Here is an 18,918-nt window from a genome sequence, read left to right as displayed (position 1 = left end):
TAAAAACAGTTTATGCTATTTCCGACGCAACGGTACAGGGCGGAGCCAGGTAAGCACTCTCCAAATCCATTCTATCGGACCATAATAAAAATGCTTAATCCACCAGTTACTATAAAGTACCTGTACCATACAAAAAACAATCCCAACAAGAGCACTTTGCAAATAGTTCAATTCCACAGCACCATTCAAGCCGAAACCATAAAATATAACGACTCCAACCATACTTTGCGCCATATAGTTTGTCACACTCATACGGCCAACAGGAGCTATATAATCCAACACTTTACGACCTCCATATTGGTAATACATTAAAGTAAGCCCGCAAAAATAAATCATCATCTGCCCCAGGTTTCCATATGTTTTAAACATCGTTTTTCCAACCTGCAAAGCAAAGCCGTCTACTCCCATTTTCTGTAAAGAATAAGCAATCGTGTAAAACATGGCAAACCATACAACAGCATAAGGAAGCAATAAACGACTATATTTAATCATCTTTTCTTCACTCTTATGGATTCCTGCACGGCCAATGAGCATACCTACAATAAATAGTCCGAGCAACTGTAAATAACGGAAGTTATTAAAGACCCACAGGATTTTGGCATATTGACCTTTCCAAAGATTGAAGTCTATCACATCACATAATGACCCGTCAATGAAAATACCGGCACAAACCTCATACAAATGATTCATATACGCAACAGCATGAGTTGGTTCATTCGGCACATTGTTTTCAAGTAGGGAAACAAAACTAACAATAGCCGGAATCTGCAAAAACAACAATACCGCCAATACAATCAGCCAACGTGTCGGAACCTTATAAAGCGGAATAAGCAAAACGCCCAATATGGCATAAACTGCAAAAAATTCCCCGAGATAAATAAGGCCGTTAATATATCCGAAAACAAGCAATAATGCCAGGCGCCACAAAAAGCGTCCTCTGAAATCAACACCTTTCGATGCCTGAGAGTCCATCTGCATAAAGAAACTCAGTCCGAACAAAAGGGAAAACATGGCATACGACTTTCCCGAAAAAAGGAAATTAAGAGCATCAAACACAAACGTATCCGCCTGCTGCCAGAATGGATTTTCTACAACCGGAACCAACGTCAGATCAAAACGCTCCATACAATGAAGCAGCATAATTCCCATAAGGGCAAAACCACGCAGTGCATCAATTGAAGTGATCCGTTTGACAGGTATCACAGGTGTGATATATGAGTCATTGCATTATTTACTTGGACAGAGAATTAATAACAGCTTCATTGGCTTTCTTCACGGCAGCTTCATTAATCTTAATAACCTTACGGTCATAAGTCATCAAACCGTTCACTTCGCCTTCCACATCTGTTGTTTGTGTATATACAGCAGCAGAGAATCCTCTCGGAACCAAATTTTTCAATTGATCTGCATATTTTACATATTCGGCAGTTACTTCGTCACTGTTCTTAAACTGTACATAACCCCAGTTACGTTTATTCCACCATAAATGATTTTCTATCGGAAGACCGATTCCACCATATTCGCCTAACACAGTCACACGCTGCGGATCGAACAGGAACATATCGGGTGCAGGATAGTTATGCAAATCCAGGATATCACCACAAGGACGATGGTTGCCGCCACTTGCCGGATTCACCAAACGGGAAGGATCGTAAGATTTAGTCCAGTCAACCACTTTTTCAGTATCGAACTGTCCCCATGCCTCATTGAAAGGCACCCATACAACTACAGATGGATTAGACATACAGAGATCCATGATTTCTTTCCACTCCTGATAATAATTGTCTTTCGATTCGGTGGTACGTTCATGGTCTTTCCCACCATTATACACATGATGTTCCCACATATAAGAGCCATGATCACCGCTAGGCATATCCTGCCAAACCAAGATACCTTCCTTATCACAATGGTAATACCAACGTGCAGGTTCTACCTTTACGTGCTTCCGGATCATATTAAAGCCCCAGTCTTTTGTTTTGATAATATCATAAAGAAGAGCTTCATCCGTAGGAGCCGTATATAAACCATCAGGCCACCAGCCCTGATCCAACGGACCAAACTGGAACAAATCTTCATTATTCAGCTGCATACGCATGATGCCGTTTGCATCTCTCTTTGCAGAGATTTTACGGAAGGCGGTATAAGATTTTACTTCGTCTATCACTTTACCGTTCTTAGACAAAGAAACTTTCATATCATACAAATATGGATTCGCAGGACTCCACAAAGTAGGATTCTGCACTGTTAAACGCAATTCTTTTCCTTGCACACCTTTAGCTGTAGCAACTACATTTCCTTTATCCATCAATTTAACTTCCACAATACCGGCCGGACACTCTACAGAAGTAGCAACCGTTACAGACATAGTCTTCGTATCGATATTCGGAATAGCCTTGATCGACTGGATATGATTTGTTGCAACCGGTTCCAACCATACGGTTTGCCAGATACCGGTTACCGGAGTATACCAGATACTTTCGGGGTTTGACACTTGTTTGCCGCGAGGCTGGTAACCTTTATCGCTCGGATCCCAAACGCGAACCACCAGTTTCTGATTGCTTGTGCCATTCAGGTAAGGAGTAATATTGAAAGAAAACGGAGTAAATCCTCCTTTATGTGAACCTATCAAAATATCATTTACATAAACATCGGCTTTCCAATCCACTGCCCCGAAGTTTATCATCACGTCTTTATTCTTCCAGGAAGAAGGAACTGCAAACGAACGTTTATACCATAATTCATTATTTTCACCGACCTCTTTCTGCACACCGGACAAGGAAGACTCCACTGCAAACGGTACTAATATTTTTCCATCAAATGAAGCAGGCTCCACTTCACCTTTTGGCTTTATAGCATAATCCCATTCGCCATTCAGGTTCACCCAATCGGCCCGTTCCATTTGAGGACGCGGATACTCGGGCAGCACATTTTTCGGATTGATTTGCTCCGCCCATTGTGTCTTGATTTTATCACCTACCGGTTTCCATTGTGCTTGTACGCACATTGCCAAAACCAAGGCACAGCCAATTAATACATTCTTTCTCATGCTAATTCAGATTTATAAGTTAGTAATTAAAAATTTCATTTTAAATAAACTTCCAGTTCCCGACCTTCTCAGGCGGGGAACGGAAGAATCCATCAATAATGTAAATCAAATTAATCGTATGTACCCAATTTTGGCGTTTTCCACTTGGGTATTTTTACATTGAAGAAATATCTTTAGCCATTGCTTGCTCCAACATCTTCATAAAATAACCACCCACTACCGAACGGGCACGGAAACCAACCGAATTACCGTCCGTTGTCTCATGCCAGTCACTCAAAGGCATACGGGTTGTTGTCTCATTCGCATATTTATATACCGGATCAACCAGGCTGTTAAAATCATCCATGTTATTGGTAAGACAAGCTGTCCAAAGAATCCAGTCGGACTTGGTATATGTCTTACGGATATCCAGAGGCAGGCCATATTTATTCTGTTTTGTCAGATAATAAGCCATTTCCTCTGTTGCAATTTCTTCAGGAAAGACATGCAAGCCCAGCAATTTATCCCACACCAAATTATACTTTTGGCTCCAGGTTCCGGGCTGATCAAACGTGAGACGGTAATGGTCTCCATCGTCCGCCATGTTTACCCATTTTTTCGCCATCTCCCTGGCTGCATTGGTGTACTTATCGGCCACCTCTTTTTCGCCCAGCATTTCAGCCAGTTTACCATAACCGGCTATACCTATGATAGCTTTGATAGACAGGTTAGTATTATGGGCAAAGTGTCCTGCAAAGTCGTCAGTGCATAATTGGTTTTCGGGATCCAAGCCTTCTTTCATCAAATAGTTAGCCCAAACCGTCAGCACATCCCAATGTTTTTTCGCATAGCCGGCATTTCCTTCACGTACAGCAATAGCTGTAGTTAATATCAACATATTGCCACTTTCCTCAACAGGCATATCCCCTCCGTAAGTTTGCCCGTTAGCCAACGGATAAGTTCCAACATCATGGGCTGCAAAAGGCTTGTTCCATTTTCCGCTTTCGCTGTAATAGAAAATCGGATTCATCATACCTTTCAATAATTCAGGATTATAAAGTAAAAACAAAGGAGCAGAAGGATAAGTAATATCCACAGTGCCTATAGAACCATTGCTGAAGTTTTCTTTAGAGAAAAACAACAGGTTGCCTTCCTTATCCTGTATCAGTTTATGGGCTGCTATAGCCTGACGGTAAGCCAATGCACACAAATCGGCATATTTTTTCCCTCCGGCATTTTCTGCATCATTCATCATACGGGTATCAAACCCGGCACAACGTTTCATGACAGAAGCATAGTCTTTGCCTGCTTTTTCAAAAGCATTATAAATATTCACCTGGCCGTCATGTTTCCAATATGCCATGCGATTATCCTTAAAATACTGGATAGCATACCCGTCATCATATCCTAGCATAATATATCCGCCAACCGGAGAAACAACATGTCCCAGATTCCGGTTAAAAGCTAAAACATTCATATTTTCAGATTCCGGAGCCATATCAGGATTGAACGTGTTGGCCGATAATTCACCAACTTTAATAAAATCACTCTTCATTTTATGATAATCGCCTATGGCAAGGGATGTATTTTCAGCATCATTTGCAGCCATATAGAAATATCCCCAGTCTATACGTACATCATCCCCTTTCTTTGCCAATACGGGTTGTTCTATCGTACCGGTTTTCAAATAAGTGATACCGTCCCGTTCCTCCCTTTCATACGAAACGGGCTGTCCTTCATTGTCTACTGCCCAATGAGGCGTTGCTTCAACATATAACTGTACGTCATGTTCCTTTCCGTCTAAAGATTGTACCTGATAAGAGATATAATTAACCGGAGTAGTCATCAGATCCAAATCGTTCAATAATAACGGAGAAGTAAAGATCATATCCAGTTGGACAGGACCACATTCAAATGTATAATACGTTTGAGTAGGCAATACGTTGGCAGACGTTTGCCTGGCAACTAAGTCAAAACTACTGCCTCTATCTTCTTTCCTATATAAACCGAAATCCACATAAGCACCGCCAACTGTATTATGGCAATGTGCTGTTATTATATTTTTTCCCGGTTTCAGCGTTGCTTTCACTTCGGCCGGAAGTTCTATTATCACGTTGTTTTTCCATGTATTTCCGGTATTCACAACTTCTATCCCATTCACATAAAGTTCAAAAATATCATCATGAGAATATTCCAGGAAGATTGTCTGTCCGTTATAATCATCTTCCGGTAAATCAAAGGTTCTTCTAATCCAAATATCAGGGCTTATCCAGGAAGTAGAGAGGTTAGGCATTTCAGATGTTCCGAAGGCTGCTTTTCCTTTTGTCCATGATGCATCATTAAAATCCATCGACAACCAGCCGGAAGCAGGTTCTCTTTCAGTATAAGCAGCATCCCATTTTTCTCTGGCTGCTGTAGGCAATATAGCCTTTAAAGCCATATCCTCTTTGCCCATAAAACGATAAGCCTTGCCATCCACACGAACTGCCCCTATTAAAGGATGCTTCTTCCCTGTCCAGTGACGTATGCAATCATCATACAAATGATCCGAAAAAGACCAGGCACTGGTATAAGGGTCTATTGTAATCAATGGATATGCCGGAGCCCGCAGATCGTTTTTCTTTTCAGGTTGAAAAGAAACTCCCGGATCCGAACAACTGCTAAACAACAGTCCAACCAGAAATAAAAACAAATAAAAATGCTTTTTCATGATATATATAGTACACAACTTAAATTCATCTCTGTTTTTCCGATAGCAAAAGAACGGTTTTAACAGGATGAATGCTTTCAGAAATCATTCAAAAGCTTTCAAACATCATTCATTTGTAGTAGATTTGCCCCTGAAAAGCACTTATTTTCCAATATTTATGAAATCTTTCATCCTTGTTGTTATAAATATGATTTGTATTCTGTATTGCCAAGGCAGTACGGCCCGCGAACTCTATTTCAAGCATTATAACAACAAACACGGATTGTCTCATAACTCTGTTTTTTGCTCTTTGCAAGACCAAAAAGGATTCATGTGGTTCGGAACAGACGACGGCTTAAACCGCTTTGACGGATATACATTTAAAATTTACAGATATAATTCGTGGGAAGAATCCAGCATTCCGGGCGATCATATTATTTCTTTATCCGAAGGAACAGACGGGAAAATATGGGTCTGCACAAACCAGGGTACCTGTTATTACGATTATCATACAAACTCATTTCATCCCCTGACCTTCCCCGGTAGGAACAACCACACCGAATACTTTCAATCCGTGCTGGAAGACAAGCGAAACAATTTGTGGTGCATGGAATACAATTATATTGTAAAATATTCTCCAACCGAAAAATCCATACAAGTTTATCCCGCTGAAAAATATTTTCACCCTAACAATATGATTCTGTCGGAAGACGGCTATCCTATCTTTTGTGACGACAGCAACATATATTCATACAGGAACGAAACCAATAGTTTTGATATGACCCCGATTCTGGAAGAAGAAGAAAAGAACCAGCAGATTCATCTTTCTGTCATCTGCCAGATTCCTGAAACCGGCATTTTAATAGGAACAGACAAAGCCGGACTAATGCTATTTCATTACCAAACGCAAAAGATCGAAACAATTATTCCCCAAATACAAGTCAGAGCCATTACCGCATTCAATAAAAACACCTTCTGGATTGCATCCGAATCGGGGATATACATTTATAACATAATAGATAAAAAAATACAACATCTGCAGAAATCGCTTACTAACGAATACACAATTGCCGATAACGCTGTTTATGCATTAACAAAAGACAAAGAAGGAGGCATGTGGGTAGGCACATTCTTCGGAGGAATAAATTACCTTCCTAAAGAATACACTGGATTCCGGTATTTTATCGGAGGGAAAACACATCCTGGTATGCTGGGAAATGCTGTTCGCGAAATATGCCCTGACAAATACGGGCATTTATGGGTAGGCACAGAAGATAACGGTATCAATCGCTATGATCTGCAAACCAACGAGATGGTTAATTTTTCCTTAAACAACCCCAATCACCCTTTATCGGCAACAAACATTCACGGCCTGCTGGCAGATGAGAATAAGCTATGGGTTGGTACATTCAATAACGGAATAGACGTACTGGACATTCCGTCGGGCAAAATAATAAAACGTTACACCCGTTCAAATACACAAAAAGGGTTAATAAGCGATTTTGTCCTTTGTTTCCATAAACTGGACAACGGGAACATGCTCATAGGAACTTCTTCCGGTACGGTTTTCTACAATAAATCGACAGACAGTTTCCAGCCGTGGAAAAATATCAGATCATTAGTCCGCCAGATATATGAAGATAAAAAAAGGACGATCTGGATCATTACAAACGACGGCGTATACCGATATCTTCCCAAAGAAGACAAGGTTGTTCGTTATACATCCGATTTATCCAAATCCCAGGGATTAGGCAGCAATAACGGAAACTCTGTTTATGAAGACAGCAGAGGCAGGATATGGATAACCACAAGCAACGGTTTCTCACGCTATGACGACCAAACCGATTCGTTCAACCGGATCACTTCCGAAAACGGTCTGCCCAGCAACATTATCTATCGCATAGTTGAAGACGACGAACATTTCTTCTGGATTTCAACGGCCAACGGGTTAGTAAAATTTGACCCCGAAACATTTGTAATGCGTACTTATACCTATACGGACGGTTTACAGGAAATGCAGTTTAATTTCAGCTCCTCTTTCAAAGCTCCGGACGGAACAATCTATATGGGAACAATTGACGGTATGCTGGCCTTCAACCCGAAGCATTTCAGGGCAGATACTTATACCCCTCCCATTTACATTACGAATATCAACATTCCAGGTGATCAAAAGCGGAAATACAAGGCTAAAATGTCTCCGATTGAAAGCACTTACCAATTAAAACTGCCATACAACATATCTACATTTACGGTTTCATATATAGCTTTAAGCTTTACTTCTCCGGAAGCAATCGAATATGCCTATAAACTGGAAGGTGTAGACAAAGACTGGATATATATGAATCAAAACAAAGAGGTTACTTTTGCAAATCTTTCTCCCGGCAGCTATCTGTTCAAAGTAAAATCGACCAACAGCGGCAGTGTGTGGCAAGAAAATGAACAGACACTGCAAATAATCATAACCCCTCCTTTCTGGGCAACCGGCTGGGCTATGCTGTTATATTTTATTTTAATAATTGCCTGTATAGCTATCTTTTATTATTATAAAAAAGCGAAGTTGATAGAAAAACACCGCATCAACCAAGAAATATTCGAAAGCAAAAAAGAAAAAGAACTTTACAATGCCAAAATACAATTTTTCACCTTTATCACACATGAAATACGTACCCCGCTGACTCTTATAAAGGCACCGCTGGAAAAGATATTAAAATCCAACGACGGAAACGCCTCTACCAAAGCAAACCTCGAAATCATCGAAAAGAATACCCAGCGCCTACTTAACCTCAGCAACCAATTGCTTGATTTCCGGAAAACCGAAAGTAAAGGTTTCCGTCTCAATTACGTGAAAACGGATGTAAAACTTTGGATTGAAAATATTTTGCAACCTTTCATGCCCATACTTGAGAAGGAGGAAAAAAAGTTCACCCTCCATATTCCCGAGGAATATATCGCTGCTTATATCGACCGCGAAGCTTTCTCTAAAATCATCAGTAACCTGATTGCGAATGCCATCAAATACTCCGATAAAACGGTTTGCCTGGCCCTGACAACTGATAACGAAAAGAAAACTTTTACCGTCTCTGTCACCAACGATGGCTTCCTTATTCCTGAAGAAGAAAAAGAAAATATCTTTACACCTTTCTATCGTCTGAAAGAAACAGAAAACAAACAAGGAAGCGGTATAGGTTTGTCTTTGGCACGCTCGCTGGCCGAATTTCACAGCGGCAATTTGACCTACAGGCACACAACTGATGGCCTGAACTTGTTCTGCCTCACACTGCCCACGGAACAAGCAGACGGCTACACAATGGTGGCCGACGAAACCCCTGAAACCTATCCAACTGAAACGATTTCCATTCCGCAAGCCGGTACACCTGTTGTCCTGATCGTGGAAGACCAAGCCGATATGCGTAAGTTTATTGCACAAGAACTTTCTACCAACTATCAGGTACTGGAAGCTGATAATGGGAAATCCGCACTCGGCCAACTGAAAGAAAATAATGTAAACCTGATCATAAGCGATGTCATGATGCCGGTAATGGATGGCTTTGAACTATGTAATACGGTAAAGAACGACGTAGACTACAGCCATATCCCGTTTATACTTTTAACAGCACAACATAACCTCCAATCCCGTCTGGAAGGTTTAAACAAAGGTGCAGACGCTTATATGGAGAAACCATTCTCCATCGAATTACTGATTGCACAGATACAAAACCTATTAAAAAGCCGGGAAATACTAAATAAAACGTACCTGGAAAAGCCTCTGGCGCCGGCCTCATCATTGGCCGTATCACCCGTAGACGATATTTTCTTAAGCAAATTCAACGCTTACCTGGATGAACACATCACTGATGAAGCCTTGAATGTGGAAATGCTGGCTGCCGAAATGGGTATGAGTACCTCCAGTTTATACCGAAAGGTAAAAGGGCTTTCCGGAATGTCGCCGGTAGACTTTATAAAGATTTCACGTCTGAAAAAAGCAGTCCTACTGATGCAAAACGGAGAAACCCGGATGAACGAAATAGCCTTTCAGGTAGGCTTTTCCTCACCTGCTTACTTCTCAACCTGTTTCCAGAAACAATACGGCAAATCGCCGTCGGAATTTATAAAATCCAGGTAATAAAATCTGAAACCGGGCGATTTGGCTAGTAGTATTTCCACATTGGCCAATTTCCCGGCTTATATTGACGCATATTCAAACACGGGTACTTATAAGTTTATAGTAGGAATTCAGGCAGGAAAGGATGCGTACACCTACAAAAGTATCACCGGAGCTCCGGCGAAAGCTCCGTACCCCTACAAAACCATTACCGGAGTAGCTGCGGCCATTTTGTAGGCCTACAAAACCATTACAGACGCGCCGGCAGCCATTTCGTACCCCTACAAAACCATTGCCGGAGCTCCGGTGATACCTCCGTAGGCCTACAGAGGCTTTACAGACCGGATTTCTCAATTTTCAACCTAATATTAACTCGTTAAATTCAAAGTTATCGTAGCAGATACCAAGATTACTTTTCCGACGTAGGAAATGAAGTTATTCTAAGGCGTGCCGCTCCCATAGGGATAAGGGTTATATCGTCAACCGTATCAGACTTTTTCGCATTTTCATAAGGCAAAACACCACAAAGGCCATATTCGTCTACCTTCCATCCGGGTACAAGACGTCCTTTAGCTTTAAATTCCATAGGTACTTTATCAAAAGTAAACGGATTACCGTCTTCCGGCCAATCTTTACGTAGCAACGTGATCGGCGAGTTCGTTAAGAGCGCATAATTCCAGTTACTTCCCGGATAAATCTCATAAGTAGGCCAAGCCTCTGCATCTGCCCCTTCCTGCCATCTGGAGTCGCCTATTGCCGTAGCACGGCTATCCAGTTTTTTATAATCTTCGTCTATCTTCAATGACAATGTAAGCGGGCCGTAATTCACACTGACACTATTTTTATTAACCTGCCAGTTACGAACGGAATAATCCATCGGGATATTCAGTATTACTTCATCGTTTGCATTCCATTCACGATTGATCCGGATATACTTTCCTGCACTCAAGCCGGCATTTACAGGTTTACCATTCACCAAAACGGAAGCATTTTTACACCAGGACGGAATACGCAAATAAAGAGGAAATGTTACCGCCTCCGGTGTTTCTATTGAGAAACGGACGGTTTCCTCAAACGGATAATTAGTTTGTTCATGCAGGGTAATTTCCGTTCCGTCACCCACTTTTATTTTGGCATGGCATGCATTATAAAGTACGGCAGCAATACCATTATCAGGAGTAGCCAGAACCAAATGCTCTGTATAATAAGGCCAGCCAAAACCGTGATTATGTTGGCAACAACGGCTACTGAACGGATTCATAGCCAGGAACGGGCCACGGTTATCAATACCCGGATGATGGTTTTTGGAATCGCTTATCACATGATTAGGGCAGGTTATATAACGCAATGATTTATAATCGGGCATCATAGAAGCAGGATAACTGTTGAATGCAACATCTTCACAGTTTTCAGCCCAATACGGATCGCCGGTAATCAGAAGCATAATTTCATCTGAAGCCATCTGTTCTACAAAACCGCAAGTCTCCGTTCCTTGTCTAGGGTCAAAGAAACCTGTCCGCGCATTCTCGTCTGCTCCGAACATACCCCCCGGCACCTGGCCGAAAGCCCGGCGTATCAAACTCTGCACATTATAACTAGCCTCCAACATAGCCGAATCTTTATTAAACAAGAAGTAAGTTGCAGGTTCGCGGAAACACTGGGCAATATTCACATTATGCCAGTTGGGCAACTCGGTGGATTTAGTCCAGTCGGCTGTATTTTTATGTAACTTTTCTGCCAGAGCCAACAGTTTTTTGTCTCCGGTACGGTTATAAAGCCATACTACACTCCACAGATTATCCCCGCCACGGCTGTTCTCCCAGTAACTATACAGAAAATCTTCGTCCGGAACAGTCAGCAAATAATTACAATAGTTGGACATAAAATCAATAATCCGTTGATCACCGGAATATTCATAATATGATTGCACAATCCACAGAACGATCATATTCGGCCAAAAATCCTGTTTGCCATCATTCTGATGAACCGGACCAAAATTACCGTCTGCCCGCTGGCTTTTCAGTATACCTTCAATCCAGAACTTTGTTTCTTTCAGCATTGCTTCATCCTTCATAATATAAGAAAGATTGCTGTAACCACGCAACCAGTAGGGAACTTCCTCCCATCCCCACTGCCCTCCGTTTGTCAACCAGGCATTATCGCCTTTTTGCAGCCAGGCACTGATTTCCCCCAAATGTCCGTTCAAGCCATCTTTTTGTAATTCGAGCTGTTTCAGGAGCCATCCTTCCGGTTCAATACTACCTACCGGTAATTTAATAAACTGTTGAGGTTGTAAAGGAGCCTTATTACTCACATAGAACTCGTTCTGAGTAGTTGTCGCCAATCTGTCCATAACTTCCACAGTAGTACTGTCAGGAATGGAGCAGGCAGACAAAGCAACGGACATAAACACTAATGTCTTCTTCATGGTCTCTTTGAGAATTAAATTGATTATTAAAAACGGGGTAAAAATACATTTGTTTCGGCAAACTATAAAATAAATGACGTACATTTGCATCGCAATATTAAATCTGTTATCCTATGAAAGCGCAATCATATATTAATAGCCTGTGTGTACTTCTTTTCCTGAGTTTTATGATAACCGGCTGTAAGCCCGGAACTAGAAAAACTGCAGAAAACAATATCCAGTTCGATTCCATCAGTGTAGACAGAACCTATCATTTACTGGAAAATCCTGATAACCCGAATTGCAACCTGCAAATCAGTTTTACTTTCCCCGTAAAATATTCAAACAAAGAAATACTTCAAAAAATACAAAAGCAATTTGTTCTTTCGTGTTTCGGTGACACGTATGAAAATGCAACCCCGCAAGAAGCAATCGAACGTTATACGCAAGATTACTTAAGTGCATACAAAGATCTGGAAACTGATTTTAAACAGGAATTGGAAAAAGACAAAAACCAACCTGTCGCTTCCTGGTTCTCTTATTACGAAATGGCATCCAATGATATTGTTTATAACGAAAACGACATAATAAGCTACACCGTTAACATGGAAAGCTATACGGGCGGCGCTCATGGATCACATTCGCACATGAATCATGTGTTAAACCTGAAGACAGGCGAGCCCGTCACAGAAGAAGATATATTTGTTGAAAATTTCCAGGACAATTTAAGCCAAATTATTGTAGACAAAATTACCAAACAGAACAATGCCGAAAACCCCAAGGAATTAGAAAATGCAGGATTTTTCAGTATCGAAGAAATCTTCCCCAACGGTAATTTCCTGATCGACTCGACCGGCATCACTTACACATTCAATGAATATGAAATCGCCGCTTATGTTGTAGGAACAATCAATGTACACCTTCCTTTTGACGAAATAAAACATCTACTCAAGAAGGAAAGTCCTATTGCCGGATTAATTGAAAATTAATAGTCGAAAACTTACAAACAAAATGGAGATGGAGCAAAATCAACCGGATGACAAATTATCAATTATCAGTTATCAATTATCAGCTATCAGTACTTATTTCCCGTCACTAACCATAAATCAAAAAGAACAAATTGTAGCTCTTTTTGATTTATACGCAGACTGGAATTCTAAAATAAATGTCATATCAAGGAAAGATATTGACAATTTATATCTCCACCACGTACTGCATTCGCTGGGAATTACCAAGATGCTCCATTTCAAGAATGGTTCGTCGGTGATGGACCTAGGCACCGGCGGAGGTTTTCCCGGGATTCCGTTAGCGATTTTTTTCCCGGAAGTACAATTCCACCTGGTGGACAGTATCGGTAAAAAAATAAAAGTAGGACAAGCTGTTGCCGAAAGCATCGGGCTTACAAACGTAACCTTTCGTCATTGCCGGGGAGAGGAAGAAAAGCAGCTTTTCGATTTCGTAGTAAGCCGTGCCGTAATGCCGCTGGCTGACCTTGCTAAGATTGTACGTAAAAACATACGGAAAGAACAAATGAACGCATTGCCTAACGGACTTATTTGCCTTAAAGGCGGCGAACTGCAACATGAGGTTTTACCTTTCCGCAATCAGGCAGTTACAATTGATTTGAAAGCTCATTTTAAAGAAGAATTTTTTGAAACTAAAAAAGTAGTATATATCCCTCTATGATTTCAATAAAAGCATTTGAAGTAAATTACTTCTCAGAAAACACATACCTTTTGTATGATGAGACAAAAGAAGCAGTCCTCATTGATTGCGGATGCATACGCCGAAACGAAGAAAAAGAAATAAGTGATTTTGTTGCTCAAAACGGACTGACAATTAAACGTTACCTGTGCACACATTTACACTTAGACCATATATTCGGCAATATATTTGTATATAAAACATACGGCCTCAAGCCAGAAGCCCATAAAGCAGACGTAGAAGGCCTGCCCTCTTCCGAAGAACAAGCAAAACAGTTCGGATTACCTGCCGGCATACAAGATGTTCCTGTAGAAAAATACCTGGTAGGAGGAGAAATTATTAAATTCGGCAAATCCGAATTACAGGTAATTACAGTACCCGGGCACTCTCCGGGAAGTGTATGTTTCTATAACTCCAAAAACGGTTTTGTTATTGTAGGCGATGCCTTGTTTTCGGGAAGTATAGGACGGACAGATCTCTGGGGTGGCAATCAGGATGTACTGATTGCAGCCATAAAAAACAAGCTGTTAACATTGCCGGATGAAACAGTTGTTTATCCGGGTCACGGTACGGAGACAACCATTATCAACGAGAAATTAAATAATCCTTATTTATAAGATCAAATATTATGGACACGAACAAATTTGTAAACCGCCATGTAGGCATTTCTACGGAAGACGTTCCATCTATGCTGCAGGCTATTGGTGTAAACTCGCTTGACGAATTGATCGACCAGACAATTCCGGCCAACATCCGTCTTAAAGCCCCCCTGAACCTTCCCGAACCAATGACCGAACGGGAATATGCCGAGCATATTGCCGAATTGGCATCCAAGAACGAAGTATTCACATCTTATATCGGAATGGGATGGTACGATACTATTTGTCCCGCTCCTATCCAACGTAATGTATTCGAGAATCCGGTTTGGTATACATCTTATACTCCTTATCAAGCAGAAGTCTCTCAGGGACGACTGGAAGCTCTAATAAATTTCCAGACAGTTGTCAGCGAATTAACAGGTTTACCTCTGACCAACTGTTCATTGCTTGACGAAGCTACGGCAGCAGCCGAAGCCGTAACCATGTTCCATGGCGCCCGCAGCCGCGCACAAGTAAAAGCGGAAGCCAACACAGTGTTTGTTGACGAGTGTGTATTTGCGTCCACTCTGGCAGTGATCCATACACGCATGATACCACAAGGCATCAAAGTTGTCGTAGGTGATTATAAGAAATTCGAACTAACTCCCGACGTGTTCGGTGCCATCGTACAATACCCGAATGCAAATGGCTCTATAGAAGACTACAAAGAATTTGTTGCCCGTGCCAATGCTAACGATACCAAAGTGGGCGTTGCTGCCGACCTGATGAGTCTTGTATTACTCACTCCTCCGGGAGAATGGGGTGCTGATGCAGTATTCGGTACCACCCAGCGCTTCGGTATCCCTATGTTTTACGGAGGTCCGTCGGCAGCTTATTTTGCTACGAAAGAGGAGTACAAACGTACTATCCCCGGACGTATCATCGGTATCTCTAAAGATGCATACGGACACCCTGCCTACCGCTTGGCTTTGCAGACCCGCGAACAACATATCAAACGCGAAAAAGCAACCTCCAATATTTGCACCGCTCAGGCTTTACTTGCAACAATGGCCGGATTCTATGCCGTTTACCATGGAGCCGAAGGCCTGAAAAACATAGCCAACCGCATCCACTCTTCCGCAGGATTCCTTGCCGGAGAGTTAGAAAAATTAGGATATAAGCAATTAAACAAAAATTATTTCGATACATTGATGATCGAACTTCCTGCCAACGTTTCAATCAATGTTCTTCGCGAAATTGCATTGGAATGCAAAGTAAACCTGCGTTACTTCGAAGGCGGACAAGTTGGTATCAGTGTTGACGAAACAACCCAGCCTACCGATATAGGCGTTCTGTTGTATATCTTCTCTGGCGCAGCAGGCAAAGACTATATGTTGAATGAATCTGTTCCTGCAAAACGCTACTTTGACGATAAGTTCGCACGTACTTCCGAATTCCTGCAACAGGATGTATTCAAGAAGTACCATACAGAAACGGAACTAATGCGTTATATCACCCGTCTGGGACGTAAGGATGTATCATTGGCACATTCAATGATTTCACTAGGTTCGTGTACGATGAAGCTGAATCCGGCATCAACCATGCTGCCGCTAAGCCGTGCCGAATTTATGAATATTCACCCTTATGCTCCGGAAGAACAGGTTGAAGGTTACAAAGAACTGATAGAAAACCTGAGCTCTTATCTGGCAGAAATAACAGGACTTAAAGGAGTTACTTTACAACCCAACTCAGGAGCAGCCGGAGAATATACCGGTTTGCGCGTAATCCGTGCTTATCAGGAAAGTATAGGGCAAGGACATCGTAACATCGTACTTTTGCCGGCATCGGCACACGGAACCAATCCGGCCAGCGCTGTTCAATGCGGATTCTCAACCGTAACAGTAAAATGCGATGAGAACGGAAACATCGATCTGGAAGATTTTCGTGCCAAAGCAGAAGAAAATAAAGATAATCTGGCTGCCAGTATGATCACTTATCCGTCTACCCACGGTATTTTTGAAACAGATATCAAAGAGATGTGCGACATTGTACATGCTTGTGGCGGACAGCTATATATGGATGGTGCAAATATGAACGCGCAGGTAGGTTTGACAAATCCGGGAACTATCGGCGCAGACGTTTGCCACCTGAACCTTCATAAAACATTCTCATCTCCTCATGGCGGGGGTGGTCCGGGCGTCGGTCCGATATGCGTTGCAGAACATCTGATACCGTTCTTACCTCAGCACCCTGTCCTTTGGGGAAGCGATCTGAACACTGTTTCTGCCGCTCCATATGGTAGTGCAGGAATCCTGCCGATCACATACGGTTACATCCGCATGTTGGGAACAGAAGGTTTGACAACAATTACGAAAACGGCCATCCTGAATGCCAATTATCTGGCTTCAAAATTCAAAGACACCTACGGCATTGTTTACACAGGAGCAACCGGACGCGTAGGCCACGAGCTGATTCTGGAATGCCGCACAGTGAAAGAGCGTTCAGGTATCGATGAAGGCGACATAGCCAAACGTTTGATGGACTTTGGCTACCACGCACCCACTCTCTCATTCCCCGTACACGGCACATTGATGATAGAACCGACCGAAAGCGAAAGCAAAGCCGAACTGGATCGTTTTGCCGAAGTTATGGAATGTATTTGGGAAGAGATCAAGGAAGTAGAAGAAGGGAAAGCCTCAAAAGAAGACAACGTACTAAAGAATGCACCGCATCCCGAATATGAAGTAGCTGCCGACGAATGGAAGCACGAATACCCACGTAGCAAAGCTGCATTCCCTCTGGAATGGCTGCATGATGGCAAATTCTGGATCAACGTTGCCCGCGTGGATAATGCTTACGGCGACCGCAACCTGATTCCGACGATCTGCTCTTGCGAAATCTAATTTATAACATTATATTTGCAACAAATGAGAAAGGAAATAGGCAAATGGCTGATGGACGTAACGAAGTATGTAGCTACCGCCGTATTGATCTCTTCTTTTTTAGGAGAGTTTGACGACAAATGGATCATGTACGTAGTTGGTCTAGTCACTGTAGCTTTATGTTTCTCAGTTGGCCTATATTATATTAAAGACAGATAAGAAAGGAGGATAAAATAGGAGCAATTATCATGATGTCTTTTTTATGCGCAATAGCAATAGGCGCATATATTTTCGCTATTACTCCAGAAGGTAAAAAATGGATGAAAGAGAATTAAAAAGTAACATGTAGTACCAAAGGCTATCTGGATATTTATATTTTAGATAGCCTTTTTTATAAACAACAAATCATATCTAAAATGAAAACACTTCTTTTCGCTCTGGCAGCCCTGGCTATGACAGCCTGCTGCAGCAAAGCACCGGAGAAAACGGTAAAAGTCTACGCCTGGCAAGGCGAAGGACAAGACGCAACCGAACAAACCATTCAGGAAGACTTTAGCAAGTGGCATGCGCACGGAGTAGACGGCATGTGCTACAACGTAGGCTATAACCTTGAGAAGATACAACGCGCCGCCAAAATAGCAAAGGCTAACGGCATGGAGTATCACGCATGGATCCCCACTATGCTGAATGGCAACGCCGATTCGTCATGGTATGCCATAAACCGCAAAGGGGAATCGGCTTACAACGTACAGGCCTATGTTCCTTATTACAAATTCATGTGTCCGAACAATGACAGTGTGATTAATTACATTGTTCAGGAATACAGCAACGTGGCCGACATTCCGGAAGTAGATTATATACACCTCGACTATATCCGCTATGTAGACGTGATCCTAGCCAAAGGCTTGTGGGATAAATACGGACTGGTAATGAACGAAGAGTATCCTACGGCCGACTACTGCTACTGCCCTAAATGCGTAGCCGATTTCAAAGCAGCCACCGGCATCGATATCCTGACTGTAGAAGATCCGTCGAAATGTCCGGAATGGGCACAGTTCCGTTGCGACGTAATCACCAACCTGGTAAACAAAATATCCGACGCCGTTCATGCCAAAGGCAAGAAACTGAGTGCGGCTGTATTCCCCGGCCCGGACTCACATGCCAAATGGATGGTTCGCCAGGAATGGGACAAATGGAATCTGGATGCCGTATTCCCGATGAACTATAATGATTTTTATCTGGAACCCGCTTCCTGGCTCGCTCCCATCGTAAAGGAAGAGGTAGAAACGGTTGGCGGTAAATTCCCGGTATACAGTGGCCTGTTTATCTGCCATGACTGGCAAAACAAAGCCAACATCAAAGACCCCGAAGGACACGGCCTGCTGCCCTCCGAAATAGAAGAAGCCGTACGCGGCTCGATGGAAAACGGTGCTGCAGGAATCGCCCTCTTTACGCCCAACAGCATGACGGACGAACACTGGAAAGCGCTCGACAAGGCCATCCATCAGAACTACACAAAGAAATAGATGGA

The 18,918-nt window shown here is 42.3% G+C and carries 12 protein-coding genes; 8 read left to right on the top strand and 4 right to left on the bottom strand.

The window, feature by feature from the left end:
* Nucleotides 1-15: 15 nt before the first annotated feature.
* The 3 genes from ACYIB7_RS04960 to ACYIB7_RS04950 form a co-directional block, all read right to left on the bottom strand.
* Nucleotides 16-1,203, bottom strand: coding sequence for a DUF418 domain-containing protein (locus ACYIB7_RS04960; protein WP_480338275.1), 1,188 nt, complete (start codon nucleotides 1,201-1,203; stop codon nucleotides 16-18).
* 28 nt (nucleotides 1,204-1,231) lie between these two features.
* Complete coding sequence (locus ACYIB7_RS04955; protein WP_480338274.1) at nucleotides 1,232-3,046, bottom strand: glycoside hydrolase family 2 protein; 1,815 nt, start codon at nucleotides 3,044-3,046, stop codon at nucleotides 1,232-1,234.
* Between the two features lie 154 nt (nucleotides 3,047-3,200).
* Nucleotides 3,201-5,735 carry a glutaminase domain-containing protein gene (locus ACYIB7_RS04950; RefSeq protein ID WP_480338273.1) on the bottom strand — a complete coding sequence of 845 codons (2,535 nt, stop codon included), beginning with the start codon at nucleotides 5,733-5,735 and terminating at the stop codon, nucleotides 3,201-3,203.
* A 187-nt stretch (nucleotides 5,736-5,922) separates the two neighbouring features.
* On the opposite strand from ACYIB7_RS04950, the gene ACYIB7_RS04945 reads away from it, so the two are divergent.
* Both ACYIB7_RS04945 and ACYIB7_RS04940 read left to right on the top strand, forming a co-directional pair.
* Nucleotides 5,923-9,837 (top strand): hybrid sensor histidine kinase/response regulator transcription factor, encoded by a 3,915-nt coding sequence (locus ACYIB7_RS04945; RefSeq protein ID WP_480338272.1) that lies wholly within the window; start codon nucleotides 5,923-5,925, stop codon nucleotides 9,835-9,837.
* Between the two features lie 21 nt (nucleotides 9,838-9,858).
* On the top strand, nucleotides 9,859-10,053 hold the full coding sequence (locus ACYIB7_RS04940; protein WP_480338271.1) for a hypothetical protein: 195 nt from the start codon (nucleotides 9,859-9,861) through the stop codon (nucleotides 10,051-10,053).
* Between the two features lie 172 nt (nucleotides 10,054-10,225).
* On the opposite strand, the gene ACYIB7_RS04935 is transcribed toward ACYIB7_RS04940, so the two are convergent.
* Nucleotides 10,226-12,244 carry a beta-L-arabinofuranosidase domain-containing protein gene (locus ACYIB7_RS04935; protein WP_103982985.1) on the bottom strand — a complete coding sequence of 673 codons (2,019 nt, stop codon included), beginning with the start codon at nucleotides 12,242-12,244 and terminating at the stop codon, nucleotides 10,226-10,228.
* Nucleotides 12,245-12,357: 113 nt separating this feature from the next.
* Here ACYIB7_RS04935 and ACYIB7_RS04930 point away from each other — a divergent pair, with 113 nt between their 5' ends.
* The 6 genes from ACYIB7_RS04930 to ACYIB7_RS04905 all read left to right on the top strand — a co-directional run bounded on the left by ACYIB7_RS04930 (nucleotide 12,358) and on the right by ACYIB7_RS04905 (nucleotide 18,913).
* Nucleotides 12,358-13,212 carry a DUF3298 and DUF4163 domain-containing protein gene (locus ACYIB7_RS04930; protein WP_103982986.1) on the top strand — a complete coding sequence of 285 codons (855 nt, stop codon included), beginning with the start codon at nucleotides 12,358-12,360 and terminating at the stop codon, nucleotides 13,210-13,212.
* A gap of 28 nt (nucleotides 13,213-13,240) precedes the next feature.
* On the top strand, nucleotides 13,241-13,909 hold the full coding sequence (gene rsmG / locus ACYIB7_RS04925; RefSeq protein WP_103983061.1) for a 16S rRNA (guanine(527)-N(7))-methyltransferase RsmG: 669 nt from the start codon (nucleotides 13,241-13,243) through the stop codon (nucleotides 13,907-13,909).
* Nucleotides 13,906-14,544, top strand: a complete 639-nt coding sequence (locus tag ACYIB7_RS04920; RefSeq protein ID WP_103982987.1) for an MBL fold metallo-hydrolase — start codon at nucleotides 13,906-13,908, stop codon at nucleotides 14,542-14,544. Before rsmG ends, ACYIB7_RS04920 begins: the two co-directional genes overlap by 4 nt.
* Nucleotides 14,545-14,555: 11 nt before the next feature.
* A complete protein-coding gene (gene gcvP, locus ACYIB7_RS04915; RefSeq protein WP_103982988.1) occupies nucleotides 14,556-17,408 on the top strand; it encodes an aminomethyl-transferring glycine dehydrogenase in 2,853 nt (950 codons plus the stop codon).
* Nucleotides 17,409-17,432: 24 nt separating this feature from the next.
* Entirely contained in the window at nucleotides 17,433-17,606 is a 174-nt protein-coding gene (locus ACYIB7_RS04910) for a DUF6722 family protein (RefSeq protein WP_160034650.1), read from the top strand.
* Between the two features lie 197 nt (nucleotides 17,607-17,803).
* Nucleotides 17,804-18,913, top strand: coding sequence for a glycoside hydrolase family protein (locus ACYIB7_RS04905; protein WP_480338270.1), 1,110 nt, complete (start codon nucleotides 17,804-17,806; stop codon nucleotides 18,911-18,913).
* Nucleotides 18,914-18,918: the final 5 nt, after the last annotated feature.

It is taken from the genome of Parabacteroides sp. KHUB-03, from assembly GCF_056640975.1.
Note: the sequence above shows the minus strand (reverse complement) of the source record. Positions and strands in the feature narration are given on the sequence as shown.